Below are 24,906 nucleotides of genomic sequence, written 5' to 3'. Positions count from 1 at the left end.
ATCACTTACCACCCTCGAAGTGCGGGTTCTCCCAGATGATGGTCCCGCCCATGCCGAACCCGATGCACATCGTGGTCAGGCCGTAGCGGACGTCCGGGCGCTGCTCGAAGCGGCGGGCCAGCTGGTTCATCAGGCGCACGCCGGAGGAGGCCAGCGGGTGGCCGAAGGCGATCGCGCCGCCGAACGGGTTGACCCGCTCGTCGTCGTCCGCGATGCCGTAGTGGTCCAGGAAGGAGAGGACCTGCACGGCGAACGCCTCGTTGACCTCGAACGCGCCGATGTCATCGATCGTCAGACCGGCCTTGGCCAGCGCCTTCTCGGTGGCCGGCACCGGACCGATGCCCATCACCTCGGGCTCGACGCCGGCGAAGGCGAACGAGACCAGGCGCATCTTGATCGGCAGGCCGAGCTCCTCGGCCACGTCCTCGGCGGCCAGCAGCGAGGCGGTCGCGCCGTCGTTGAGACCGGCCGAGTTGCCCGCGGTGATGTTGCCGTGCGGGCGGAAGGGGGTCTTGAGGTTCGCCAGCGACTCCATCGTGGTGCCCGGGCGCAGCGGCTCGTCCACGGTGGCCAGGCCCCAGCCGGTCTCGCCGACCTCGGGGTTGGTGTTGCGGACGGTGATCGGCACCAGGTCGGGCTGGATGTCGCCGTTGGCGTAGGCCTTGGCCGCCTTCTCCTGGGAGCGCACGGCGTAGGCGTCGCACCGCTCCTTGGTCAGGTGCGGGAAGCGGTCGTGCAGGTTCTCCGCGGTCATGCCCATGAACAGGGCGGACTCGTCGACCAGCTTCTCGGAGACGAAGCGCGGGTTCGGGTCCACGCCCTCGCCCATCGGGTGGCGGCCCATGTGCTCGACACCGCCGGCCACCACGACGTCGTAGGCGCCGAAGGCGATGCCGCCGGCGGTGGTGGTGACGGCGGTCAGCGCGCCGGCACACATCCGGTCGATCGCGTAGCCGGGGACCGACTTCGGCAGGCCGGCGAGGAGGGCGGCGGTGCGGCCGATGGTCAGCCCCTGGTCGCCGATCTGCGTGGTGGCGGCCACGGCCACCTCGTCGATGCGCTCGACGGGCAGGTTCGGGTTGCGGCGCACGAGCTCCCGGATGCACTTGACGACCATGTCGTCGGCACGGGTCTCGTGGTAGATGCCCTTCGGGCCGGCCTTGCCGAACGGGGTGCGGACGCCGTCGACAAAGACGACGTCCCTCGCGGTACGAGGCACGGGGGCTCTCCTCCCAGGGGACATGGCATGGTGCGCAGACGCGCGCTCTCACGAGGCAGCGCTGCTTCACCGCCATGCTACTGGTCGGTAACCAACTTGCCCAGGGCCGGGTCCGGTGGGGCGGGTGTGTCCCGCGCCACGTGGGCGGATGTCTCTCCGCGCACCTTGCGCGGCCGGCCCGGGCGGCTGCCTACTGCGCGCCCTCGGTCGCCGCCCGGAAGGCCTCGGCCATCACCGGTGCGACGAGTTCGACCTGCCAGTGCCGGGCGCCCAGCGCGGTCAGCGCCCGGGCCACGGCCGGGGCGCCGGCCTCGGCGGGCGGCTCCCAGGAGACCCGGCGGACCAGGTCGGGGGTGATCAGGTTCTCGGTGGGCAGGTTGCGCTGCTCGGCCAGCTCGGCGACGGCGGCCTTGGCCCCGGCGAGCCGGGCGGCGGCCACCGGGTCCTTGTCGGCCCAGGCACGCGGCGGCGGCGGGCCCTCGTGCGGCGCGGCGGCGGGCGGCAGCTGGGCCTCGGGGATCGCCCGGGCCCGGTCGAGTGCGGCCAGCCACAGCTCCAGCTGGCGGCGGTGCACCCGGGGGCCGAAGCCCTGGACGCTCTGCAGCACCGGCACGCTGGTCGGCATGGCCAGCGCGGCGGCCACGATCGCGGCGTCCGAGAGCACCCGGCCCGGCGAGACGTCGCGCTCCTGGGCCTGCTTGTCCCGGGCCTGCCACAGCTCCCGCACGGCCGCGAGCTGGCGGCGCCGGCGCACCTTGTGCAGCCCGGAGGTCCGCCGCCAGGGGTCGACCCGGGGGGTGGGACGCGGGGCGGCGGCGATCGCGGCGAACTCCTCCAGCGCCCAGTCGAGCTTGTCCTGGCCGGTCAGCTCCTGCTCCAGCGCGTCACGCAGCTCGACCAGCACCTCGACGTCCAGTGCCGCGTAGCGCAGCCAGGGCTCGGGCAGCGGGCGGGTGGACCAGTCCACCGCCGAGTGCTCCTTGGCCAGCGTGTAGCCGAGCACGCTCTCGGTCATCGGCCCGAGGCCGACCCGGGCGAAACCGGCGATCCGGCCCGCGAGTTCGGTGTCGAAGAGCCGGGCCGGGCGCATGCCGACCTCGGCCAGACAGGGCAGGTCCTGGGTGGCGGCGTGCACCACCCACTCCGCGTCCGCCAGGGCCGCGCCGAGGGCGCTCAGGTCGGGGCAGGCGATCGGGTCGATCAGGGCGGTGCCGGCGCCGGCCCGGCGCAGCTGGATCAGGTAGGCGCGCTGGCCGTAGCGGTAGCCGGAGGCCCGCTCGGCGTCGACGGCGACGGGGCCGGTGCCCGCCGCGAAGGCCTCGACCACCGCGGCCAGCGCCGTCTCGTCCGCCACCACTGGTGGCAGGCCCTCCCGCGGTTCGAGCAGCGGCACCGGGGTGGTCTCTAGGGCGATGGCTTCTGCGGCGTCGGTCACCCACCAAGGGTACGACGAGCCCCGCCGGCGGGACCCTGGTCGGCGGTGGTTGGGACCTGGCCGAATGCCAGTGGCGGCCCGGATGAAACGTTCCTCCGGACCGCCACGCGGTCACTCAGTGGATGATGCCGGTCCGCAACGCGACGGCGACCATGCCGGCCCGGTCGCCGGTGCCCAGCTTCCGGGCGATCCGGGCCAGGTGGCTCTTCACGGTGAGCGCGGACAGGCCCATGGCCACGCCGATCGCCTTGTTCGACTGGCCCTCGGCCACCAGCCGCAGCACCTCGACCTCGCGCCCCGACAGCTCGCGGTAGGCGGCGGGCTGGGTGCCGGGGGCACCGGGCGCACCGCCGGCCCCGGGAGCGCCCAGGTGGCCGGGGGTGCCCGGCATGCCGGGGCGGCGCATCCGGCCGGCCAGGCCCGCCGCGCCCAGCGGCAGACCGGGGCGGCCCGGCATCGCGACGTTGGTCCTGGTCCCGGTGACCACGTAGCCCTTGACGCCGCCGGCCAGCGCGCTGCGCACCGCGCCGATGTCGTCGGCGGCCGACAGGGCCAGGCCGTTGGGCCAGCCCGCGGCGCGGGTCTCGGCCAGGATGGTGAGCCCCGAGCCGTCCGGCAGGTGGACATCGGCCACGCAGATGTCGCGGGGTGTGGAGACCCGGGGGCGGGCCTCGGCGATCGAGGAGACCTCGATGACGTCACGCACGCCGAGCGCCCACAGATGGCGGGTGACGGTGTTGCGGACCCGGGGGTCGGCGATCACCACCATCGCCGTGGGCTTGGTCGGGCGGTAGGCGACCACGTTAGCGGGGTGCTCTAGCAGGACCGACACCGTGCCTCCTGAGGGGAGTGGCGGACGGAACCCCGATGGGCGAAGGAGTCGGAGTGTTCCGCGTGTGGAAAGGGTCACAGACTGCTTCGGCATCATCCGTGCCCGGCTTTAGCGAATGATCACGATCTAGTGAGTCACAATACGGACAAATCGCTCGGGCGAATGATCCGACATGCCATCAGGACGGTATAAATCGATCGCAAACCGGAGGAAAAGGTCACTCGACGGTGATCGGTTGACGGCCTGTGCGGCGGCGTGGTGCCGCCCGCGAGGCTCTGAGCAGGCCAATGGCCCGCCGTGGGGATCGGCGGGTCGGCGACGGGGCGGTGAGGCCCCGTCAGCCTTCAGTGTGAGCGGGGCCGCCGTCGGGCCGGCATCGGGACCACTCCGCCGAGTGACGGCGCGTCGGACGTCGACAGGGGCGCGGGCGGGCTCGGCGGCAGCCCCGCGCAGACGCAGAGCAGATCGGCCCAGGCCGTCAGGTGCCGTTCGAACCGGCCGCCGGTGGGCGTCCAGGAGGCACGCAGCTCGATCTCGGTGGAGGAGGGCCGCTCGGCCAGCGCGCCGAAGTACTGCGAAGCGCACCTGGTCACCGTGCCGCCGGGGGCGGTGAAGCCCGCGCCGTGCGTCTGCAGCGCGTCCATCAGCCAGGCCCAGCCCACCTCGCCGACCATCGGGTCGCCGGCGATCTCCGGCTCCAGCTCGGCCCTGGTCATGGTGACCACCCGGAACTCGCCCTGCCAGGCCTCCTGCCCGGCCGGGTCGTGCAGCAGGACGAACCGGCCGTCCGCCAGCTCCTCGCCCTCCACCTCCACCTCGGCCGTGACCGCCCAGCTGAACGGGGCCAGCCGCCGCGGCGCCGGGGTGGCGGACAGGCGCACCTCGGGGCGCGGCCGAACGGCCGTCAGCGCCTCGACGGCGCTGCGGAACCCGACCGGCGCCGACTCCTTGCTCGTTCCGCCCTGCTGTGCGTGGTTCCCGCCGACCGCTGCCATGAGCTGAAGACTAGGCCCTGTCCGACAGTTCCCGGCGGAGCGGCACGCAGACCCGGCACCGGTGGCCGTGCCCTGCCGGGCCGAAGCCCCTGGAGGATCGCACCAGTGGGCCGCGGCGGTGATCAAAGGTGCGCGTGGGAGTATGGCGGCGTGACTGAGAAGACCGCAGCCCAGCCTGCCGTGCCGACCCCCGCAGCCCCGTCCGCCGAGCACGGCCCGGCCCACGACTCCGTCTTCCTGCGAGCCTGCCGGCACGAGCCGGTGGAGCACACCCCGGTCTGGTTCATGCGCCAGGCGGGCCGCTCGCTGCCCGAGTACCTGAAGGTCCGCGAGGGTATCGCGATGCTCGACTCCTGCATGCGGCCCGAGCTGGTCAAGGAGATCACCCTGCAGCCGGTGCGCCGGCACAAGGTGGACGCGGCGATCTTCTTCAGCGACATCGTGGTGCCGCTCAAGGCGGTCGGCATCGATGTGGACATCAAGCCCGGCGTCGGCCCGGTCATCGCCGACCCGATCCGCACCGCGGCCGACCTGCAGCGGCTGCGCCCGCTGGAGCCGGACGACGTCCCCTACGTCACCGAGGCGGTCGGCCTGCTCGTCGCCGAGCTGGGCGCCACCCCGCTGATCGGCTTCGCCGGTGCGCCGTACACGCTGGCCAGCTACCTGGTCGAGGGCGGCCCCTCGAAGAACCACGAGCGCACCAAGGCGATGATGTACGGCGCCCCCGAGCTGTGGGCCGAGCTGGTGGACCGGCTCGCCGTGATCACCGCGGGCTTCCTCAAGGTGCAGATCGCGGCGGGCGTCTCGGCGGTCCAGCTCTTCGACTCCTGGGTCGGCTCGCTCGCCCCGGACGACTACCGGCGCTCGGTCATGCCGGCCAGCACCAAGGTCTTCGACGCGGTCGCCGACCTCGGTGTGCCGCGGATCCACTTCGGGGTCGGCACCGGCGAGCTGCTCGGCCTGATGGGCGAGGCGGGCGCCGACGTGGTCGGGGTGGACTGGCGGGTCCCGCTGAACGTGGCCTCCGAGCGGGTGGGCCCGGGCAAGGCGCTGCAGGGCAACCTCGACCCGGCGGTGCTCTTCGCGCCGACCAAGGTGGTGGAGACCAAGGCCCGCGAGGTGCTGCACGCGGCCAACGCGCTCGGCACCAGCGGCCACATCTTCAACCTCGGCCACGGCGTGCTGCCGAGCATGGACCCGGACGCGCTGACCCGGCTGGTCGCCTTCGTGCACGAGGCCAGCGCGCGCTGACCTGTGGTGGGGCGGCCGGTCGGCGGCCGCCCGCCCTCTGCGAGACTGCGGGACATGGCAGAAGCACTACCGAAGGTCGTTGTGATCGGCGGCGGCATCGCGGGCCTGGCCGCGGCCGCCCACCTCGGCGGCGCGGCCGGCGGGCCGGCCCGGGCGGCGGTCACGCTGCTGGAGGCCGGCGAGCGGGTCGGCGGCAAGCTGCTCACCGGTGAGGTCGGCGGGGTCCAGGTGGACCTCGGCGCCGAGTCGGTGCTGGCCCGCCGCCCCGAGGCCGTCGAACTCGCGCGGGAAGTCGGCCTGGCCGACTTCCTGGAACCGCCCAGCACCGCCAAGGCCGCCGTCTGGACCCGCGGTGCACTGCACCCGCTGCCCGGCGGCCAGCTGATGGGCGTCCCCGGTGACCTCGCGGCGCTGGCCGCCTCCGGGGTGCTCACCCCCGAGGGCCTGGCCCGGGCCGCGGCCGAACCCGCGACGGCGCACGGTGTCGGCGAGGACGTGGCGATCGGCGCGTACGTGGCCGAGCGGCTCGGCCAGGAGGTGGTGGACCGGCTGGTCGAGCCGCTGCTCGGCGGCGTCTACGCGGGCCGGGCCGAGGAGATCTCGCTGCGCGCCGCGGTGCCGCAACTGCTCGCCATCGCCCAGGGCGGCGGTTCGCTGGTGGCCGGCGTGCACGCGCTGCTGGACCGCCCGCAGGCCGGCGGCCCGGTCTTCCAGGGCCTGCGCGGCGGGATCGGCACGCTGCCCACCGCGGTCGCCGCCGCCTGCGAGCGGGCCGGGGTGGAGCTGCGGCTGCGCACGCCCGTCAGCGCGCTGCGGCGCACCGCCACCGGCTGGCAGGTGGTCACCGCCGACGGCGTCATCGAGGCCGACGCGGTGCTGCTGGCCGTGCCCGCCCCCGCGGCCGCCGCGCTGCTGGCCGCCGAGGCCCCGGCCGCCGCGGCCGAGCTGGCCGGGGTGGAGTACGCCGGGATGGCGCTGGTCACCCTCGCCTTCCGGCGCGCCGAGCTGCCCGGCCCGCCGCCCGGCAGCGGCTTCCTGGTCCCCCCGGTGGACGGCCGCTCGATCAAGGCCGCCACCTTCTCCAGCCAGAAGTGGGGCTGGCTGGAGCGCTCGGCGCCGGAGGCCTTCGTGCTGCGCACCTCACTGGGCCGCTACCGGGACGAGGCCGCGCTGGACCTCGACGACGCCGAACTCGTCGAGCGCTCGCTCACCGACCTGCGCGCGGCCGTGGGCCTGACCGCCCGCCCGTACGCGAGCGCCGTGACCCGCTGGCGCGCCGGGCTGCCGCAGTACCCGGTGGGCCATCAGGACCGGGTCGCCCGGATCCGGGCCGCCGCCCGCCGCCTGGGCGGCCTGGCACTGGCCGGCGCGGCCTACGACGGGGTGGGCATCCCGGCCTGCGTGGCCAGTGCCCGGCGGGCCGCCGACGAGCTGACGACCCCGCAATCAGGAGTTCCAGGCATGGAAGGGACAATGAGGGCATGACCGATACCGCAGAGCAGACGCCGCAGAAGAAGAAGGCCCGGGACCTCAACCAGGTCATCCGCTACACCATGTGGTCGGTGTTCCGCCTCAAGGACGCGCTCCCCGAGGACCGCGCCGCGCTGGCCGCCGAGGTCGAGGAGCTGTTCGAGCAGCTCGCCGCCAAGGACGTCACCGTGCGCGGCAGTTACGACGTCTCGGGCCTGCGGGCCGACGCCGATCTGATGATCTGGTGGCACGCCGCCTCCTCCGACGACCTGCAGGAGGCGTACAACCGCTTCCGCCGCACGGGCCTTGGCCGCCTGCTGGCGCCGGTCTGGTCGAACATGGCGCTGCACCGCCCCGCGGAGTTCAACAAGTCGCACATCCCGGCCTTCCTGGCCGACGAGCACGCCCGCGAGTACGTCTGCGTCTACCCGTTCGTCCGCTCCTACGAGTGGTACCTGCTCCCCGACGAGGAGCGCCGGGCGATGCTGGCCGAGCACGGCCAGATGGCCCGCGGCTACCCCGACGTGCGGGCCAACACGGTCGCCTCGTTCGCGCTGGGCGACTACGAGTGGCTGCTCGCCTTCGAGGCGGACGAGCTGCACCGGATCGTGGACCTGATGCGCGACCTGCGCCCGTCCCGCGCGCGGCTGCACGTGCGCGAGGAGGTCCCGTTCTACACCGGGCGCCGCAAGCCGATCAGCGAGCTGCTGGGCGGCCTCGCCTGAGCTCAGCCGCGCAGCGCCGCCCGTAGCCGGGCGTCCGGCACCGCGTCGGTGCCGTCGATCGCCACGGCGGTCAGCAACCGGCGCTCGGCGTCGCCTTCGCCGCCCCCGCCGCCCGAGCGGCGCGGGCGGCGCAGCTGTGCCAGCACCTCGGCGCCGGCCGGCGCCGCCCAGCGGGTGTAGGGGTGCACGTCCACCCGGGCCATCAGCAGGGTCCCGGTGGTGAGGATCAGCGGCAGCGAGAACCAGGCCAGGGTGGCGCCGGTGTCCTGGGCGCCCGGCCCGGTCAGGGTCAGCGCCGCCAGCAGCAGCACCAGCGAGAGCAGCAGCGCCTGGCGGACCTGGCGCACCGCCAGCTGGGTGCTCTCCCGGACCGCCACCGGCGTGGCCAGGCCGGCCAGCGAGAGCCGCGACCCTATCTCGGCGACCGTCGGATGCTCGGTCAGCGCCTCGCGCAGCTCGGCGGTGCGGCACTGCCCCTCGGGCCCGATCTCCTCGATCAGCGCGCGCTCCAGGCGGTTGCGGCCCTGCGGGTCGACCACCGTGGTCCAGCCGGTGTGCGCCAGGTGCAGCCGGCCGCGTCCGCTCATCAGCACCAGCGCGAGGTCCACCACCCGGTCCGGGCCGCCGGCCAGGTAGGCCGTCTCGTACAGCCCGATCGCCGTCCGGTCCATCTCGTCCTCCGACAGCTCCGCCAGGGTGTCGGCGACCGCGGCGGCGCGGATCAGGCGCAGACAGGCGAGCACCGCGACGACGCAGCACGGGACCAGGAAGAGCAACCACATGGGCCTTGTTCTAGACCCCCTGGGCACGAGCTGGGAACAGACTGTGGGCACGATATCGAATCGTGACCGGATCCGGCCGGTTCAGGAGCCCAGCAGGGTCCGGTCGCCGAGGTGGCGGCGGAGCACGGCCAGCGCGCGCATGCTCTGCGACTTCACCACCGAGGTGCTCAGGCCGAGGATCTCGGCGGTCGACTCCACGCTCTGGTCCTCCCAGTAGCGCAGCAGCACGATCGCGCGGTCCCGGCGGGGGAGCAGCTCCAGGGCGTCGAGCAGGGTCAGCCGCTCGGCCGTGGGCTCGCCGCCGTACTCCGCGCGGTCCGGCAGCTGGTCCACGGTCAGCTCGCTGCTGCTGCGCAGCCGCTTGTGGTCGAGCAGCGAGTTGAGCAGCACCTTGCGCGCGTACCCGAAGGGGTCGTTGCTCTGGCGGGCCAGCCGGTTCCAGGCGAGGTACATCTTGGTCAGGGTGGTCTGGGTCAGGTCCTGGGCCAGGTGCCAGTCCCGGCACATCAGAAAGGCGATCTGCCGCAGGCGGATCGCGTTGGCCTCGGCGAAGGCGGTGAATTCGGCTTCGTTGCGCACCGTCGGGCTCCTGGTCGGGATGAGGGCTGGGGCGGGAGCGTGGAAGCCGCGGCCCCACCTGGCTGGCGGGGGCGCGGCGACTGACGGCGGGTCAGGAAAGGGCGGGCAGGTTCGGATACTTGGCGTCGGCGGCTTGGACGAAGCCGACGGGCATCTCGGTTGCGAACCCTGGTGCCTGGGCCATGGCGATTGCCTGCTCCACGGTCAGGACCTCGATGCCGGGCGGATTGACCTGCTTCTGCGGGTCCCAGGACAGGCAGGTGCCGAGCTGGATGGAGACCAGGAGGTTGTTCGGGCGCTGCACCGTGACGAGGGTCGACTCGATGCAGTTGCCGGTCGTCTTGACGACCTGGTAGCGATCGCCGTCGGGCGAGGTCCCGCAGGCGGTGTCAGCGGTGCTCCCGCACGTGAGCGAACCCGAACTGAGTGTCACCTGGACCAGGCCGGTGCCCTGCGTGGTGGTCAGGTCGAGCCGGGTCATCAGGGCGTTGGGTCCGCTGTAGGTGGTGTAGTTGCCGCTCTGCCCGCCGATTGGCAGCGCGTTCAGCGCGGCGGCCAGCAGTGCGGGGCCGTCGGCCGGCACCAGCCCGGAGGTGCTGGGCTCCGGTGAGCTCGGTGCCGCGGCCGCCGGCTGCTGGACCGTCCGGCCCGGGCCACCGCCCGCCAGTGGCCAGAAGGCCAGCAGCGAGGCGATGGCGGCCACCGCGGTCACCGAACCGGCGACCGCGGTGAAGGTGCGTCGTCGCCGCTGCCGGCGGCCGAGATGGGTGGCCTGGGCGACCAGGTCGCCCAGCGGCGGCGGGGTGAGCGCGGCCAGCTCGGTACTGAGGGTGAAGCGGAACTCGTCGTCGGGGAGTTCTTCGAACTCGTCGTTCATCTCGGATGGTTCCTCTGGTGATCACCCGCACGCCGGCCATGCGGACCCGCTCTTGCGCGGGGCTCTGCTCAGCTAGACGTGTCGGAGTACCGGTTCGGTCGCACTGTGCTGCCGAACCGGTCCACCACCGGCTCAGCCCTCGGCCGGCCGCAGGGTCAGCGAGATGCTGTTGATGCAGTACCGCTGATCGGTCGGCGTCGCGTAGCCCTCGCCCTCGAAGACGTGGCCCAGGTGGCCGCCACAGCGCGCGCAGCGGACCTCGACCCGGCGCATGCCGAGGGTGGTGTCCTCGATGTACTCGACCCGGTCCTCGGCCAGCGGCGCGTAGTAGGAGGGCCAGCCGCAGTGGCTCTCGAACTTGGTCTCGGAGCTGAACAGCTCGCTGCCGCACGCCCGGCAGCTGTAGACGCCCACCGTCTTGGTGTCGGTGTACTCGCCGACGAACGGGCGCTCGGTGCCGGCCTCGCGCAGCACGTGGTACTCCGCGGGGCTGAGCTGGGCGCGCCAGTCGGCCTCGGACTTCTCGATCTCGTAGCTCATGTCATTCCTCCCGGGTCCTGGACCGCCTTGGGACCGCAAGCACCGTGCTGCTCAGACAGCAACAGCGGCGAGCCGGGAAAGAATTTCCGGGCCCAGGTTGGTGACGTCGCCCGCGCCCATGGTGAGCACCAGGTCGCCGGGCCGGGCCAGGGCGGCCACCGCCGCGGGGGCGGCGGCGAACTCGTGCTCGGCGGTGACCTCGGCGCCCGCGCGCAGGGCCGCGTCGATGATCAGCCCGCTGGTCACGCCCGGGATCGGGTCCTCGCGGGCCGGGTAGATGTCCAGCACCACCGAGGCGTCGGCCAGCGCCAGCGCCTGGCCCATCTCCTCGGCCAGCTGCTGGGTGCGGCTGAACAGGTGCGGCTGGAAGACCACCAGGACCCGCCCTGCGGTCGCCTCCCGGATCGCCTCCAGGTCGGCGGTCATCTCGGTGGGGTGGTGCGCGTAGGAGTCGATCACCTGCACGCCGCGGGCCTCGCCCTTGAGCTGCAGCCGCCGGCGCACGCCGGTGTACGAGCCGAGCGCCTTGGCCAGCTGCTCCGCCGGGACGCCGAGCGCGACGCCGGCCGCCAGCGCGGCGACCGCGTTGTGCGCGTAGTGCCGCCCGGGCACCGAGACCGTGAAGGTCAGCGGGGCGCCGTCCAGCTCGACGGTGACCTCGCTGGTCATGCCGCGCGGCACCACCGAGAGCACCCGGACGGTGGCGTCCTCGGCGGCGCCGACGGTGACCACGTGCAGGCCCTCGCGCCCCGCCAGCCGCGCGGTCAGCTCGCGGGCACCGGCGTGGTCGGCGGAGACGACCAGGGTGCCGCCGGGCTGGACGCGGTGCACGAAGGTCTCGAAGGAGTCGTAGATCTCGTCCATCGACGCGTAGTTGGCGTGGTGGTCGAGCTCCACGTTGAGGATGATCGCCACCTCGGGGGCGTACTTGTGGAAGCTGCGGTCGCTCTCGTCCGCCTCGGCCACGAAGATCTCGCCCGCACCGTGGTGCGCGTTGCTGCCCGGCGCGTCCAGGTCGCCGCCGATCGCGTAGGAGGGGTCCAGGCCCAGGGTGTCCAGGGCGACGGCCAGCATGCTGGTGGTGGTGGTCTTGCCGTGCGTGCCGGCCACCGCCAGCGCGCGCCGGCCGCCCATCAGCGCGGCGAGCGCGTCGGAGCGGTGCACCACCGGGATGCCGCGCTCGCGGGCGGCGACCAGCTCCGGGTTGTCGGCGCGGATCGCGCTGGAGACCACGATGCTGCTGGCGCCGGACGGCACGTTCTCGGCGGCGTGGCCGACCCGGACGGCCGCGCCCAGCTCGCGCAGCGCCAGCACGGTCTCGGACTCCTTGGCGTCACTGCCGGAGACCTTGGCACCGCGGACCGCGAGGATCTTCGCCAGACCGGACATGCCGGCCCCGCCGATGCCGATGAAGTGCGGGGCGTGCAGGTCGTGGGCGGCGTCGTTCAAGGGAGTTCTCCGTAGCTGGGAAGGCGAATCGTCCTCGCGGAGCCCGGGGCCGACCCGGGTGTGCCCGGGTGGTTGCCCGGGACCGCAAGGACGATTCTGCACCACGCGGGCGCGGGGGCGGTGCGGCTCAGGCCTCGCTGGCGAAGAGCTTCAGCACCGGGACGCCGACCTTGTGCCGGGCCTTGGAGGCCCAGTCGCGGTGGAAGAACTCCTCCACGAAGTGCGGCGCGGTGAGCACCAGCACCTCGTCCGCCGAGGTCTCCTCGACCACCGAGCGCAGGCTGTCCAGCGGATCCGTCTCCACCACCCGGCCCACCGCCTCGGCACCGGCCCGGCGCAGGTGCCGCAGGCTGTGCTCCAGCGACTCGGCCGCCACGGCCGCACCGTTCGGCTCCTCGTGCTCGTGCACCACCTTGTCCAGGTGTCCGAGGGCGACGTCGTCAAGGGCGCGCAGCAGCTCGTCCTGCTTGCCGCGGGGTTGCATCAGGACGACGAAGGAGACCTTCTCCTCGCCGTGGAGGGTGGTGACCAGCTCCACGTCCGCGTCGGAGAGCGCCTTTTCGATCATCAGTACGGTCTTGAACACAAGAGTCCCTTCCGTGTTGCAGGCCCCCGGGGTCCGGTGTCCCCTCCCATAGTGCCCGGAGGAAGCTTTCCTCACGCGGCACACGCGGCACTCGGGCCACGGGGGAGTGATCGCCGACCGGGCCGCTGACGCCGGTGCGTTCAGGGGTGGTTCAGCGGCGATTCAAGGGACGGTTACCCGGGGGTACGGCAGTAGCGGGTGAAGAGGAAACCTTTCTGCTCGATCAATGAGACCAGCCGCATCCGTTGCGCGTCTGCCATTTCCGCACCGTGCATGATCCGTGGCGCCGCGCCCGCGGTCAGCAGCGGTGCCAGCGACAGGCAGAGCTCGTCGAGCAGGCCCGCGGCGGCCAGCTGACCCAGCAGGCGCGGGCCGCCCTCGGTGAGCTGGCGGGTCCAGCCGCGAGCGGTCAGCGCGGCCTGGGCCGCCACCAGGTCGACCGCGCCGCGGCCCACCGTGATCAGGTCGGCCACCTCGGCGACGGCGGCGCGGGCCTCGGCCGGCGCGTCCGCCGGCGCGATCACCACGGTGCGCACCAGCGGCTCGGTGAACAGCGGGGCGCCCAGGTCGAGCGAGAGGCTCCGGCTGACCACCGCGATGACCGGGGCCGGGGTCTGCCCCGCCGCCGCCCGGGCGGCGGCGAAGTCGGCCCGCGCGCGGGCCGGGCGGTAGCCCTCGGCGCGGACCGTTTCGGCGCCCACGATCACCACGTCGCACAGGGCCCGCAGCACGCCGAAGATCCGTTTGTCGGCCTCGCTGGACAGCCCCTCGGAGAGGCCGGCCAGCCGGGCCGCCCCGTCCAGCGAGCCGACCATGTTGGCGCGCAGCCAGGGCCGTCCCGACCGCACCGACTCGGGGTAGGCGTAGACCTCGGCCAGCTCGGCGAGCGAGCTGAGCGCCGCCCCTTCGGTGTCGGCGGGGTCGGCGTGTTCGACCGGGGAGTGTGACGGACGGATCAGCTGGCGCATGCCAGGCAGTCTTCCACGGCCAGTAGGCTTTATTACCGTGTCCGCAGCCTCCCACCCCGAAGCCATAGCGACCGGAGCGACCGCTACGGTCACCGGTGCCCCCATCGCGCTGACCGAGCGCCGCCCGGTGGTCCCGGCGCAGCGGCTGGTCGCGGAGATGGTCCCGCCGCCGCGGTTCGCCGGGGTCAGCTTCGGCTCCTACCTGCCGGACGCCACCCAGCCCAGCCAGCTGGAGGCGGTGCGGGTGCTGGAGGAGTTCGCGGCCGGTCTGAACGCGACGGCGGCCCCCAAGCGCGGCTGGTTCCGCAAGGCGGCGGCGCCCACCGGCCCGGCCGGGGTCTACCTGGACGGCGGCTACGGCGTGGGCAAGACCCATCTGCTGGCCTCGCTCTGGCACGCGGTGCCCGGTCCCAAGGCGTTCGGCACCTTCGTGGAGCTGACCAACCTGGTGGGCGCGCTCGGCTTCCAGCAGGCGGTGCAGACGCTCTCCGAGCACAAGCTGCTCTGCATCGACGAGTTCGAGCTGGACGACCCGGGCGACACCGTGCTGGTCTCCACCCTGCTCTCGCGCCTGGTGGAGGCCGGGGTCAAGCTGGCCGCCACCTCCAACACGCTGCCCGAGAAGCTCGGCGAGGGCCGGTTCGCGGCTGCCGACTTCCTGCGCGAGATCCAGGGGCTCTCCGCGCACTTCCGCCCGGTGCGGATCGACGGGCAGGACTACCGCCACCGCGGGCTGCCGGCCGCCCCGCCGCCGTACACCGACGAGCAGGTGGCCGAGCGCGCCGCCGGCACCCCGGGCGCGGCGCTGGACGACTTCGGCGCGCTGCTCGGCCACCTCTCGGTGGTGCACCCCAGCCGGTACGGCGCGCTGCTCGACGACGTGCACGCCGTCTTCCTGCGCGGGGTCTGCCCGGTGACCGACCAGTCCACGGCGCTGCGCCTGGTGGTGCTGGCCGACCGGATGTACGACCGGGAACTGCCGATCACGGCCTCCGGCATCCCCTTCGACCAGGTCTTCTCCGAGGAGATGCTGGCCGGCGGCTACCGCAAGAAGTACCTGCGGGCGATCTCCCGCCTGGTGGCGCTGGCCCGGGACTCCGCCCGCTAGCGCCTTCTGCGGATCCTGCCGGGCGTCTCCGCTTGTCGGTGCCGGGTCGTACGGTGGTCTCGTGCGACCCATCACGAACATTGAGCGGACCACGGCGCCCTTCGAGGTCGTCAGCCCCTACCAGCCCAACGGCGACCAGCCGGCGGCCATCGCCGAGCTGGAGCGCCGCATCCGCGCGGGCGAGAAGGACGTCGTCCTGCTCGGCGCCACCGGCACCGGCAAGTCGGCCACCACCGCGTGGATGATCGAGAAGCTCCAGCGGCCCACGCTGGTGATGGCGCCGAACAAGACGCTGGCCGCCCAGCTCGCCAACGAGTTCCGCGAGCTGCTGCCCAACAACGCCGTCGAGTACTTCGTCTCGTACTACGACTACTACCAGCCCGAGGCGTACGTCCCGCAGACGGACACCTACATCGAGAAGGACTCCTCGATCAACGAGGAGGTCGAACGGTTGCGCCACTCGGCCACCAACTCGCTGCTCACCCGGCGCGACGTGGTCGTGGTCGCCTCGGTCTCCTGCATCTACGGCCTCGGCACCCCGCAGGAGTACGTGGACCGGATGGTGCGGCTGAACGTCGGCGAGGAGATCGACCGGGACGCCCTGCTGCGGCGCTTCGTCGACATCCAGTACACCCGCAACGACCTGGCCTTCACCCGCGGTACCTTCCGGGTGCGCGGCGACACCGTGGAGATCTTCCCGGTCTACGAGGAACTGGCGCTGCGGATCGAGATGTTCGGCGACGAGATCGAGTCGCTCTACACGCTGCACCCGCTCACCGGTGAGATCATCAGCCAGCACGAGGCGATCCACGTCTTCCCCGCCACCCACTACGTCGCGGGCCCGGAGCGGATGGAGCGCGCGGTCGCCGGCATCGAGCAGGAGCTGGCGCAGCGGCTGGCCGTGCTGGAGAAGCAGGGCAAGCTGCTGGAGGCCCAGCGGCTGCGGATGCGCACCACCTACGACATCGAGATGCTCCGTCAGATCGGCAGCTGCTCGGGCGTGGAGAACTACTCGATGCACTTCGACGGCCGCGAGCCGGGCACCGCGCCCAACACGCTGCTGGACTACTTCCCGGAGGACTTCCTCCTGGTGATCGACGAGTCGCACGTGACCGTCCCGCAGATCGGCGCGATGTACGAGGGCGACGCCTCGCGCAAGCGCACCCTGGTGGAGCACGGCTTCCGGCTGCCCTCGGCGCTCGACAACCGCCCGCTCAAGTGGGAGGAGTTCCTGGAGCGGGTCGGCCAGACCGTCTACCTGTCGGCCACCCCCGGCCCCTACGAGCTGTCCCGCGGCGACGGCCAGGTCGAGCAGATCATCCGCCCCACCGGCCTGATCGACCCGGAGGTGATCGTCAAGCCGACCGAGGGCCAGATCGACGACCTGGTGCACGAGATCCGGCTGCGGGTCGAGCGGGACGAGCGGGTGCTGGTCACCACGCTCACCAAGAAGATGTCCGAGGACCTCACCGACTACCTGGTCGGCCTGGACATCCGGGTCCGCTACCTGCACAGCGACATCGACACGCTGCGCCGGGTGGAGCTGCTGCGCGAGCTGCGGGCCGGCAAGTACGACGTGCTGGTCGGCATCAACCTGCTGCGCGAGGGCCTGGACCTGCCCGAGGTCTCGCTGGTGGCGATCCTGGACGCCGACAAGGAGGGCTTCCTGCGCTCGGGCACCTCGCTGATCCAGACCATCGGCCGTGCCGCCCGCAACGTCTCCGGCCAGGTCCACATGTACGCGGACAAGATCACCGCGGCGATGGAGAGGGCGATCGAGGAGACCAACCGCCGCCGGGTCGTCCAGCAGGCCTACAACGAGAAGCACGGCATCGACCCGCAGCCGCTGCGCAAGAAGATCGGCGACATCCTGGACACCCTGGCCCGTGAGGAGGTGGACACCGAGGAGCTGCTGAACACCGGCTACCGGGACGGCGCGAAGGCCAAGGCCCCGGTCCCCGCGCTCGGTGCGGCCCGGGCCAAGGGCGGCAGCCGGCCGGCCACCGAGCTGGCCGACACGATCCAGGAGATGACCGAGCGGATGCACGCCGCCGCCGCCTCGCTCCAGTTCGAGGTGGCCGCCAGGTTGCGGGACGAGGTCAAGGACCTGAAGAAGGAGTTGCGCCGGTTGAAGGAGACGGGCATCGCCTGAGACCAGGCGTGATCCTCTTCCAACACGCCTCTTGACGCGCGGGGGGCGCCCCTGGTGGGGGCGACCCCCAGGCCCTAGGGTTGGCAGGCGACGTATCCAGGCGGACAGCAGCCCGGGGGGCCTCAGCCGGGGGACGGCAGCGGGGTGATCCGACGCTGGTCCGTGCGCGAATCGCGTACGGGCCGAGATGAAGGGGAGAACACCGTGTCGGTGAATCTGACCAAGGGTCAGCAGGTGAGCCTGCGGAAGGTCAGCGGCGAGTCGCTGAGCGTGGTCCGGATGGGCCTGGGATGGCGCGCGGCGCCCAAGCGGGGCCTGTTCGGCAGCCGGAGCCGACAGATCGACCTGGACGCCTCGGCCCTGCTGTACGCCGAGCACACCCCCGCCGACGTGGTCTTCTTCCAGCAGCTGGTGAGCAAGGACGGCTCGGTGCGGCACACCGGGGACAACCTGGTGGGCGGCGCGGGCGCCGGTGGCGACGACGAGTCGATCGTGGTGGACCTGGCCCGCATCCCGGCCCAGATCACCCAGGTGGTCTTCACCGTCAGCTCCTACACCGGCCAGACCTTCGCCGAGGTGCGGCACGCGCACTGCCGGCTGATCGACGAGACCAGCGGCCAGGAGCTGGCCCGCTACGAGCTGAGCGGCGGTGGCGGGCACACCGGCCAGATCATGGCCAAGGTGTACCGCGACCCGGCCGGCGGCTGGGGGATGCAGGCGATCGGTGCCCCGGCGAAGGCACGGACCTTCCAGGACCTGCTGCCGGCCATCGAGCCGTTCCTGTAGCCGGTGCCGGGGCCGTCTTTACCTTCTCTTGGTACTAGCTGTTACTCTTCTTGGAACGGAGGGGAGTATTCCCCCTACGGTGTTCCCGTCATCACGGCGACCGCGTATCGGTCGGCCCGGGGCACCGGTCCTCGGCGGCGCCGGCCCTTGCGGCCCTTGCGCGGCCCGCAGGACGGAAGAGACCTCCGGCAGACGATGGATGCCGGAGGACCAGCTTCATGGACGTTTCCCTCGCCCTGTGGGCGACCACCATCGGGGTGCTGATCGCCCTGATCGCCGCCGACTTCTTCATCGGTGGCCGCAAGCCGCACGAGGTCTCCATCAAGGAGGCCGGCATCTGGACCGTGGTCTGGGTGGTGCTGGCGCTGCTCTTCGGCGGCTTCCTGTGGTGGTACGGCGGCGGGCAGCCGGCCGGTGAGTTCTTCGCCGGCTACGTCACCGAGAAGTCGCTGAGCGTCGACAACCTCTTCGTCTTCGTGCTGATCATGGCCAAGTTCGCGGTGCCCAGGATCCACCAGCAGCGGGTGCTGATGGTCGGGGTGCTGATAGCGCTGGTGCTGCGGGCGGTCTTCATCGCCGGCGGCGCGGCGCTGATCGCGAGCTTCTCCTGGGTCTTCTACTTCTTCGGCGCGTTCCTGATCTGGACGGCCTGGAAGCTGATCAAGGAGGCCCGGGGTGGCCATCAGGACGACGAGTTCGAGGAGAGCAAGCTGCTGACGGCGGTCCGCCGGCGCTTCCCGGCGATCTCCGCGATGACCGTGGTGATACTGGCCATCGGCACCACCGACGTGCTCTTCGCGCTGGACTCGATCCCGGCCATCTTCGGTCTGACCCAGGACCCGTACATCGTCTTCACCGCCAACGCCTTCGCGCTGATGGGCCTGCGCCAGCTGTACTTCCTGATCGGCGGCCTGCTGAAGCGCCTGGTCCACTTGTCCTACGGGCTCTCGCTGATCCTCGGCTTCATCGGCGTGAAGCTGGTGCTGCACGCGCTGCACGAGAGCGGGCTGCACGTGCCGCAGATCGGGATCCCGGTCTCCCTCGGCTTCATCGTGCTGGTCCTGGGCGTCACCACGGTCACCAGCCTGCGCGCCTCCAGGCGCCAGGCGATCGGCTGAGGCGGGACGGTGCCGCCGGGTCCGGCGGCACCGTCCTCGTGCCGCGCGTCAGTGGCGGTGGCGCCTGCGGCGGTGGAGGAGGCCCAGGGCGCCGAGAGCCAGGCCCAGGGCGAGCACGCCGGCTGCGGCCCAGCGGTAGGGGTGGCCGTGGCCGTTCCCGTGCGAGGGGTTGAAGAGGGCGAGGTCGATGCTCTGGGTCATCGCGCTGTGCCCGGCGCCGTTGGGGTGGAGGTGGTCGTCGGAGTCGTAGGCGGGGCGCAGGCGGGTGGGGTCGGCCGGGTCCTTGAGGGCGGCGTCGAAGTCTATGTAGCCGTCGATGGCGTGGCTGTGCCGGATGAACTGGTTGACCTTCTCGCGGGTCTGTTCGCCGGCGTCCTCGTACCGCATGTACCCGCCGTAGGGCGAGATGGTGGTGACGACGACCCTGACGTGGCGGGCGTGGGCCCGGGCCGCGAACTCCTTTATCCCCGTGGTGATCGCATCGGCGTTGTACTGGTGCGGGGTCTGCTGGATGTCGTTGATGAGGTCGGTGAGCACGATCGTGCTCACGCCCGGCACGTCGAGCGCGTCCTTGTCCTCGCGGCCCAGCGAGTTGGGCACGCTCGGGCCGTTGTCGGCGAGCAGCCGGGTGGATCCGATGCTGGCGTTGACGACGGTGACCGGATCGTTGGCCTTCTCCAGGCGGGCGGCAAGTGCGGTGGGCCAGGCCGGAGTCGGGTAGGCGCGGTAGCCGCCCGAGACCGAGGCCCCGATGACGACGACGGTGTCCGAGGAGGGGGCGGTGGCGGACGCGCTGGTCGGGGTGGACACCGCAGAGGCCTGCGCGGGCGCCGCGTTGGCGAGTGCCGCCGAGGTGTGCGTGCCAGTGGTCGCGCAGCCGGCGAGGACAGTCGTCGCCAGCAGGACGGCGGGCAGGAGACGGCCGGCAGAGGGCCTGGTACGGGGAGGCATGGCTTCGCTTCCAGTCGGGCGCTGTTGTGAGGGGCCCGTGGTGGGCAGAAGAAGATACTATGCGGTCGGAACCGGTCGGGATTGGACGAGGGTGTGCACCCGTCCCTTTCGCGCAGCGGCGATCGCCGCCAACCAGGCTGCCGGGCGCGGAGGTTGGGCCCGGGGCGGTGCCGCCGCCGGCTCCGCCGGCTTCCTTCGCGTGGACGACGAGGCCGCCGTCGCCCGGTCATGACGGCCTTTCAACCTGGGGTGCCCTCAGGGCGCCGGGGACGCGGCCGCTTCGCGCGGGATGCCCCGCCGGAACCGATTCCGGCGGGGCATCCCGGTGGTGTGACGGCGAGGATCGGCGGCGGTGTCACCAGCCGCGGTCGCGCCACTCGGTGAGGTGGGGGCGCTCGGTGCCGAGGGTGGTGTCCTTGCCGTGGCCGGGGTAGACCCAGGACTCGTCGGGCAGGGCGTCGAAGAGCTTGGTGGTGACGTCCCGGTAGAGGCTCTCGAAGGCGGCCTTGTCCTGGTGGGTGTTGCCGATGCCGCCGGGGAAGAGGCAGTCGCCGGTGAAGACGTGGGGGTGGCCCTCGGGGTCGTCGTAGACCAGCACGATGGCGCCGGGGGTGTGGCCGACCAGGTGGCGCACGGTGAGGGTCGCCTCGCCGACCCGCAGGGTGTCGCCGTCGTCCAGCAGCAGGTCGGTGGGGACGGGGATGCCCTCGGCGTCGTGGCGGCCCGCCGCCGTGCGGGCGCCGGTGGCCGCGACCACCTCGGCCAGCGCGGCCCAGTGGTCCTGGTGGCGGTGGGTGGTGACCACGGTGGCCAGCTGGTCGCCGACGGTCTCCAGCAGCGTCGGGGCGTCGGCGGCCGCGTCGATCAGCAGCTGCTCGTCGGTGGCCCGGCAGCGCAGCAGGTAGGCGTTGTTGTCGAACGGGCCGACCGCCACCTTGGTGATGATCAGATGGGCGAGTTCGCGGACGTCCGGCGGACCGCCGACCTTGACGGCTCCGTGGTAGCTCAAGGGGTGCTCCTTCTGGCTGTTCCGGCCAATGGGTACGGGGCCTATGATCGCGCGTCAGCCCATCGGGGGGAGCGCGGGCAGGGCCGAGCGCGGGTCGGCCAGCGCGCCGCCGTCGCGGTGCACCTGCAGGCCGTCGCCGTCCGAGCGGCCGGAGAGCCAGGCGGTCAGGGCGCGCACCGGGCCCTCGGCCCGCTGCTCGGGCACCGCGCCCTCGCGGGTGCCGAGACTGGCCTTGGCACCGGTGTCCTCGGCGAGCAGTTCGAGCGGCGGCAGGCCGTCCAGCTGGGCGAACCGGGCCGCCAGCTTGCCGAACTCGACCGCGGCGAACTCCTCGGGCCAGTGCGCGGGGCTGTAGCCGACGGCCAGGTCGACGTGGTGGTACTCCAGTTCGGCCAGCCGCTTCCAGGGCAGGTCGCGCGCGGGGAAGACGTAGCCGAGCCGGTGCTTGAGCTGGGCGCCCCAGGCCGCCTCGGGCAGTGTGGCGACGGCCTCGGCCAGCCGCACGGCGCTGGCCCGCAGGTCGGCCAGCTGCTCGACGAGCGGACGCCCGGCGCCCTTCTCGATGTCCTCGTCGCGGGCCTGGCTGCTGGCGTACTGCGGGATGTCCCGGCCGGTGCGGGCCGACTCGACCAGGTTGACCAGCGAGTCGGCGTTGCGGGCGAGGTGGGTGAGCACGTGGCCGCGGGTCCAGCCGGGCAGCGCGGACGGCTCGGCGAGCGCGGCCGGATCGAGGGCGGCGACGGTGTGCAGCAGGCGCTCGGTGCTCTCCGCGACCTTGGCCAGGTCGGCGTGCGGGTCGGGCTGGGTGGTGGTCATCGAGGGCCCCCTCTTGGCGTGCGTGACGTGGCAGGCCCGGGCTCGTTGGGCCGTGCAGGGCGAAGGCTATCGCTGGGCCGGGCGCCGAGCAGGGGGGTTTCCCGGGATCCGGACGGTTGTCAGTGGGGTGCGCTTCACTCGTACGGGTGGACCCGACTGGACGCGATCGTTGTTCGAACGCATGAGCGATACGCTGATCGGTGACACTGGAAGCAATGCCCGTTCCCGGAGAAAGGCGCCAGAAGCAGTGGCCGACCGCCTCATCGTCCGCGGTGCTCGCGAGCACAACCTCAAGAACGTCTCGCTCGACCTGCCCCGGGACTCCCTGATCGTCTTCACGGGTCTCTCCGGGTCGGGCAAGTCGTCATTGGCCTTCGACACGATCTTCGCCGAGGGGCAGCGGCGTTACGTCGAGTCGCTGTCCTCCTACGCCCGGCAGTTCCTCGGCCAGATGGACAAGCCGGACGTCGACTTCATCGAGGGCCTCTCGCCGGCCGTCTCGATCGACCAGAAGTCCACCAACCGCAACCCCCGGTCCACGGTCGGCACCATCACCGAGGTCTACGACTACCTGCGGCTGCTCTTCGCCCGGGTGGGCAAGCCGCACTGCCCGCACTGCGGGCGCCCGATCGCCAAGCAGTCCCCGCAGGCGATCGTGGACAAGGTGCTGGAGCTCGCCGAGGGCACCAGGTTCCAGGTGCTCAGCCCGGTGGTGCGCGAGCGCAAGGGCGAGTTCGTCGACCTCTTCGCCGACCTGCAGTCCAAGGGCTACGCCCGGGCCCGGGTGGACGGCGAGACGGTCCAGCTGGCCGAGCCGCCCAAGCTCAAGAAGCAGGAGAAGCACACCATCGAGGTGGTCATCGACCGCCTCACCGTCAAGGAGAGCGCCAAGCGCCGCCTGACCGACTCGGTGGAGACGGCGCTCAAGCTCTCCGGCGGCATGGTGGTGCTGGACTTCGTCGACCTCGACGCGGACGACCCCGAGCGTGAGCGGATGTACTCCGAGCACCTCTACTGCCCGTACGACGACGTCTCCTTCGAGGAGCTGGAGCCGCGCTCGTTCTCCTTCAACTCCCCGTTCGGCGCCTGCCCCGAGTGCACCGGCCTCGGCAGCCGGATGGAGGTGGACCCCGAGCTGGTGGTCCCCGACGACCAGAAGTCGCTGGACGAGGGCGCCATCCACCCGTGGACCGGCGGCCACCTGCGCGAGTACTTCGGCCACCTGATCGACGCGCTCGCCACCGAGGTCGGCTTCCGGACCGACATCCCGTGGGCCGGGCTGCCGGCCCGGGCCAAGAAGGCGCTGCTCTACGGCCACAAGGCCAAGGTCGAGGTCCGCTACAACAACCGCTACGGCAAGGCCCGGTCCTGGGTCACCGGGTTCGAGGGCGTGATCCCGTTCGTCCAGCGCAAGCACAACGAGGCGGAGACCGACAGCGGTCGCGAGCGCTTCGAGGGCTACATGCGCGAGGTGCCGTGCCCCACCTGCGAGGGCACCCGGCTCAAGCCGGTGGTGCTCGCGGTCACCGTGCAGGGCAAGTCGATCGCCGAGGTCTCGGCGATGTCGATCAGCGACTGCGCCGACTTCCTGAGCGCGATGAAGCTCACCGCCCGGGACAAGAAGATCGCCGAGCGGGTGCTGAAGGAGGTCAACGAGCGGCTGCGGTTCCTGGTCGACGTCGGCCTCGACTACCTCTCGCTCAACCGCGCGGCCGGCACCCTGTCCGGCGGTGAGGCGCAGCGGATCCGGCTCGCCACCCAGATCGGCTCCGGCCTGGTCGGCGTGCTCTACGTGCTGGACGAGCCGTCCATCGGCCTGCACCAGCGCGACAACCACCGGCTGATCGAGACCCTGGTCCGGCTGCGCGACATCGGCAACACGCTGATCGTGGTCGAGCACGACGAGGACACCATCAAGACCGCCGACTGGGTGGTCGACATCGGCCCCGGCGCCGGCGAGCACGGCGGCAAGGTGGTGCACTCCGGCGGGCTGAAGGAGCTGCTGGCCAACGAGCAGTCGCTGACCGGCCAGTACCTCTCCGGCAAGCGCTCGATCCCGATCCCCACCGTGCGCCGCCCGCGCGACAAGAAGCGCCAGATCGTGGTGCACGGCGCCCGCGAGCACAACCTCAAGGACGTCACGGTCGGCTTCCCGCTGGGGATGTTCACCGCGATCACCGGCGTCTCGGGCTCGGGCAAGTCCACCCTGGTCAACGACATCCTCTACACCCACCTGGCGCGCGAGCTGAACGGCGCGCGCAGCGTGCCGGGCCGGCACACCCGGGTCACCGGCACCGATCTGGTGGACAAGGTGGTGCACGTCGACCAGTCGCCGATCGGCCGCACCCCGCGGTCCAACCCGGCCACCTACACCGGCGTCTTCGACCACGTCCGCAAGCTCTTCGCGGAGACCGCCGAGGCGAAGGTGCGCGGTTACCTGCAGGGCCGGTTCTCCTTCAACGTCAAGGGCGGCCGCTGCGAGAACTGCTCGGGCGACGGCACCATCAAGATCGAGATGAACTTCCTGCCGGACGTCTACGTCCCGTGCGAGGTCTGCCACGGCGCCCGCTACAACCGCGAGACGCTGGAGGTGCACTACAAGGGCAAGTCCATCGCCGAGGTGCTGGACATGCCGATCGAGGAGGCGCTGCACTTCTTCGAGGCGGTCCCGGCGATCGCCCGCCACCTGCGCACCCTCAACGACGTCGGCCTCGGCTACGTCCGGCTCGGCCAGAGCGCGCCGACCCTCTCCGGCGGTGAGGCGCAGCGCGTCAAGCTCGCCGCCGAGCTGCAGAAGCGCTCCACCGGGCGGACCGTCTACGTGCTGGACGAGCCGACCACCGGCCTGCACTTCGAGGACATCAGCAAGCTGATCAAGGTGCTCTCCGGTCTGGTCGAAAAGGGCAACACGGTGATCGTCATCGAGCACAACCTCGATGTGATCAAGACCGCCGACTGGATCGTGGACATGGGTCCCGAGGGCGGCAACGGCGGTGGCACGGTGATCGCCGAGGGCACCCCCGAGGAGATCGCCGCCACCACGGACAGCCACACCGGCAAGTTCCTGCGCGACATCCTGGGCGACCGGGTGAGCGACGCGCCGGTCCCGGCCCCGCGGGCCGCCCGCAAGCGCGCGGCGGCCAAGAAGTAACGGCCACCCTCCCGGGGCCGTCCCTCGGCGGGCGGCCCCGGGGGCGGGGTCCGGCCCATGGGAGAGGGCCTAGACTGCCGCCCGTCCACCCGCCCCACCCCCGCAGG

Annotated in this window: 22 protein-coding genes; 8 read left to right on the top strand and 14 right to left on the bottom strand. The window is 72.2% G+C overall.

The genetic code is table 11. The annotated features are described in order from the left end of the window. Nucleotide 1 precedes the first annotated feature (1 nt). The 4 genes from OG294_RS13430 to OG294_RS13415 all read right to left on the bottom strand — a co-directional run bounded on the left by OG294_RS13430 (nt 2) and on the right by OG294_RS13415 (nt 4,481). A complete protein-coding gene (locus tag OG294_RS13430) occupies nt 2–1,219 on the bottom strand; it encodes a thiolase family protein (protein WP_327066718.1) in 1,218 nt (405 codons plus the stop codon). A gap of 190 nt (nt 1,220–1,409) precedes the next feature. After that, the gene (locus tag OG294_RS13425; protein ID WP_327066717.1) at nt 1,410–2,654 is read right to left on the bottom strand and encodes an HRDC domain-containing protein; all 1,245 of its coding nucleotides are present in this window, start codon (nt 2,652–2,654) and stop codon (nt 1,410–1,412) included. Nucleotides 2,655–2,769: 115 nt separating this feature from the next. After that, entirely contained in the window at nt 2,770–3,486 is a 717-nt protein-coding gene (locus tag OG294_RS13420) for a response regulator transcription factor (protein WP_327066716.1), read from the bottom strand. A 344-nt stretch (nt 3,487–3,830) separates the two neighbouring features. Continuing rightward, nucleotides 3,831–4,481, bottom strand: a complete 651-nt coding sequence (locus OG294_RS13415) for a DUF3000 domain-containing protein (protein WP_327066715.1) — start codon at nt 4,479–4,481, stop codon at nt 3,831–3,833. Between the two features lie 180 nt (nt 4,482–4,661). Between OG294_RS13415 and hemE the strand changes: the two genes are divergently transcribed. The 3 genes from hemE to hemQ are packed head-to-tail and all read left to right on the top strand — an operon-like array spanning nt 4,662 to nt 7,927. Further along, the gene (gene hemE / locus OG294_RS13410; RefSeq protein ID WP_327071537.1) at nt 4,662–5,732 is read left to right on the top strand and encodes a uroporphyrinogen decarboxylase; all 1,071 of its coding nucleotides are present in this window, start codon (nt 4,662–4,664) and stop codon (nt 5,730–5,732) included. Nucleotides 5,733–5,786: 54 nt separating this feature from the next. Then, nucleotides 5,787–7,217, top strand: a complete 1,431-nt coding sequence (hemG, locus tag OG294_RS13405) for a protoporphyrinogen oxidase (RefSeq protein ID WP_327066714.1) — start codon at nt 5,787–5,789, stop codon at nt 7,215–7,217. Beyond that, nucleotides 7,214–7,927 carry a hydrogen peroxide-dependent heme synthase gene (hemQ, locus tag OG294_RS13400; protein ID WP_327066713.1) on the top strand — a complete coding sequence of 238 codons (714 nt, stop codon included), beginning with the start codon at nt 7,214–7,216 and terminating at the stop codon, nt 7,925–7,927. The genes hemG and hemQ overlap by 4 nt, the downstream gene beginning before the upstream one ends. Nucleotides 7,928–7,929: 2 nt before the next feature. Here the strand turns inward: hemQ and OG294_RS13395 are convergent, their stop codons facing one another. The 7 genes from OG294_RS13395 to OG294_RS13365 all read right to left on the bottom strand — a co-directional run bounded on the left by OG294_RS13395 (nt 7,930) and on the right by OG294_RS13365 (nt 13,708). Beyond that, nucleotides 7,930–8,709, bottom strand: coding sequence for a TIGR04222 domain-containing membrane protein (locus tag OG294_RS13395; RefSeq protein ID WP_327066712.1), 780 nt, complete (start codon nt 8,707–8,709; stop codon nt 7,930–7,932). Nucleotides 8,710–8,790: 81 nt separating this feature from the next. Then, nucleotides 8,791–9,288, bottom strand: a complete 498-nt coding sequence (locus OG294_RS13390; protein ID WP_327066711.1) for a SigE family RNA polymerase sigma factor — start codon at nt 9,286–9,288, stop codon at nt 8,791–8,793. Nucleotides 9,289–9,379: 91 nt separating this feature from the next. Then, the gene (locus OG294_RS13385; protein WP_327066710.1) at nt 9,380–10,165 is read right to left on the bottom strand and encodes a hypothetical protein; all 786 of its coding nucleotides are present in this window, start codon (nt 10,163–10,165) and stop codon (nt 9,380–9,382) included. Between the two features lie 132 nt (nt 10,166–10,297). Then, entirely contained in the window at nt 10,298–10,705 is a 408-nt protein-coding gene (gene msrB, locus OG294_RS13380; protein ID WP_327066709.1) for a peptide-methionine (R)-S-oxide reductase MsrB, read from the bottom strand. 51 nt (nt 10,706–10,756) lie between these two features. Further along, complete coding sequence (gene murC, locus OG294_RS13375) at nt 10,757–12,154, bottom strand: UDP-N-acetylmuramate--L-alanine ligase (RefSeq protein WP_327066708.1); 1,398 nt, start codon at nt 12,152–12,154, stop codon at nt 10,757–10,759. A gap of 127 nt (nt 12,155–12,281) precedes the next feature. Continuing rightward, the gene (locus OG294_RS13370) at nt 12,282–12,740 is read right to left on the bottom strand and encodes an indole-3-glycerol phosphate synthase (protein ID WP_327066707.1); all 459 of its coding nucleotides are present in this window, start codon (nt 12,738–12,740) and stop codon (nt 12,282–12,284) included. 173 nt (nt 12,741–12,913) lie between these two features. Then, nucleotides 12,914–13,708, bottom strand: a complete 795-nt coding sequence (locus OG294_RS13365) for a pyrimidine reductase family protein (protein ID WP_327066706.1) — start codon at nt 13,706–13,708, stop codon at nt 12,914–12,916. Nucleotides 13,709–13,745: 37 nt separating this feature from the next. Here OG294_RS13365 and zapE point away from each other — a divergent pair, with 37 nt between their 5' ends. From zapE to OG294_RS13345, 4 genes are all read left to right on the top strand, one after another. Continuing rightward, the gene (gene zapE, locus OG294_RS13360) at nt 13,746–14,816 is read left to right on the top strand and encodes a cell division protein ZapE (RefSeq protein WP_327066705.1); all 1,071 of its coding nucleotides are present in this window, start codon (nt 13,746–13,748) and stop codon (nt 14,814–14,816) included. A gap of 61 nt (nt 14,817–14,877) precedes the next feature. Continuing rightward, a complete protein-coding gene (gene uvrB / locus OG294_RS13355) occupies nt 14,878–16,968 on the top strand; it encodes an excinuclease ABC subunit UvrB (protein WP_327066704.1) in 2,091 nt (696 codons plus the stop codon). A gap of 204 nt (nt 16,969–17,172) precedes the next feature. After that, entirely contained in the window at nt 17,173–17,754 is a 582-nt protein-coding gene (locus OG294_RS13350) for a TerD family protein (RefSeq protein ID WP_327066703.1), read from the top strand. Between the two features lie 218 nt (nt 17,755–17,972). Continuing rightward, nucleotides 17,973–18,872 carry a TerC family protein gene (locus OG294_RS13345; protein ID WP_327066702.1) on the top strand — a complete coding sequence of 300 codons (900 nt, stop codon included), beginning with the start codon at nt 17,973–17,975 and terminating at the stop codon, nt 18,870–18,872. Between the two features lie 48 nt (nt 18,873–18,920). Here the strand turns inward: OG294_RS13345 and OG294_RS13340 are convergent, their stop codons facing one another. The 3 genes from OG294_RS13340 to OG294_RS13330 all read right to left on the bottom strand — a co-directional run bounded on the left by OG294_RS13340 (nt 18,921) and on the right by OG294_RS13330 (nt 21,648). Continuing rightward, nucleotides 18,921–19,823 carry a GDSL-type esterase/lipase family protein gene (locus OG294_RS13340; protein WP_327066701.1) on the bottom strand — a complete coding sequence of 301 codons (903 nt, stop codon included), beginning with the start codon at nt 19,821–19,823 and terminating at the stop codon, nt 18,921–18,923. A gap of 355 nt (nt 19,824–20,178) precedes the next feature. Continuing rightward, nucleotides 20,179–20,832 carry an MBL fold metallo-hydrolase gene (locus OG294_RS13335; RefSeq protein ID WP_327066700.1) on the bottom strand — a complete coding sequence of 218 codons (654 nt, stop codon included), beginning with the start codon at nt 20,830–20,832 and terminating at the stop codon, nt 20,179–20,181. Nucleotides 20,833–20,886: 54 nt separating this feature from the next. After that, complete coding sequence (locus tag OG294_RS13330; RefSeq protein ID WP_327066699.1) at nt 20,887–21,648, bottom strand: maleylpyruvate isomerase family mycothiol-dependent enzyme; 762 nt, start codon at nt 21,646–21,648, stop codon at nt 20,887–20,889. A gap of 247 nt (nt 21,649–21,895) precedes the next feature. Between OG294_RS13330 and uvrA the strand changes: the two genes are divergently transcribed. Continuing rightward, nucleotides 21,896–24,799: an excinuclease ABC subunit UvrA gene (gene uvrA, locus OG294_RS13325; protein ID WP_327066698.1), complete on the top strand. Its 2,904-nt coding sequence runs from the start codon at nt 21,896–21,898 to the stop codon at nt 24,797–24,799. The last annotated feature ends 107 nt before the right edge of the window (nt 24,800–24,906 follow it).

Source organism: Kitasatospora sp. NBC_01302 (assembly GCF_035976515.1).
Taxonomy (GTDB): Bacteria; Actinomycetota; Actinomycetes; order Streptomycetales; family Streptomycetaceae; genus Kitasatospora.
The sequence above is the reverse complement of the archived record's forward strand: the minus strand, read 5'-3'. Positions and strand labels throughout refer to the sequence as shown.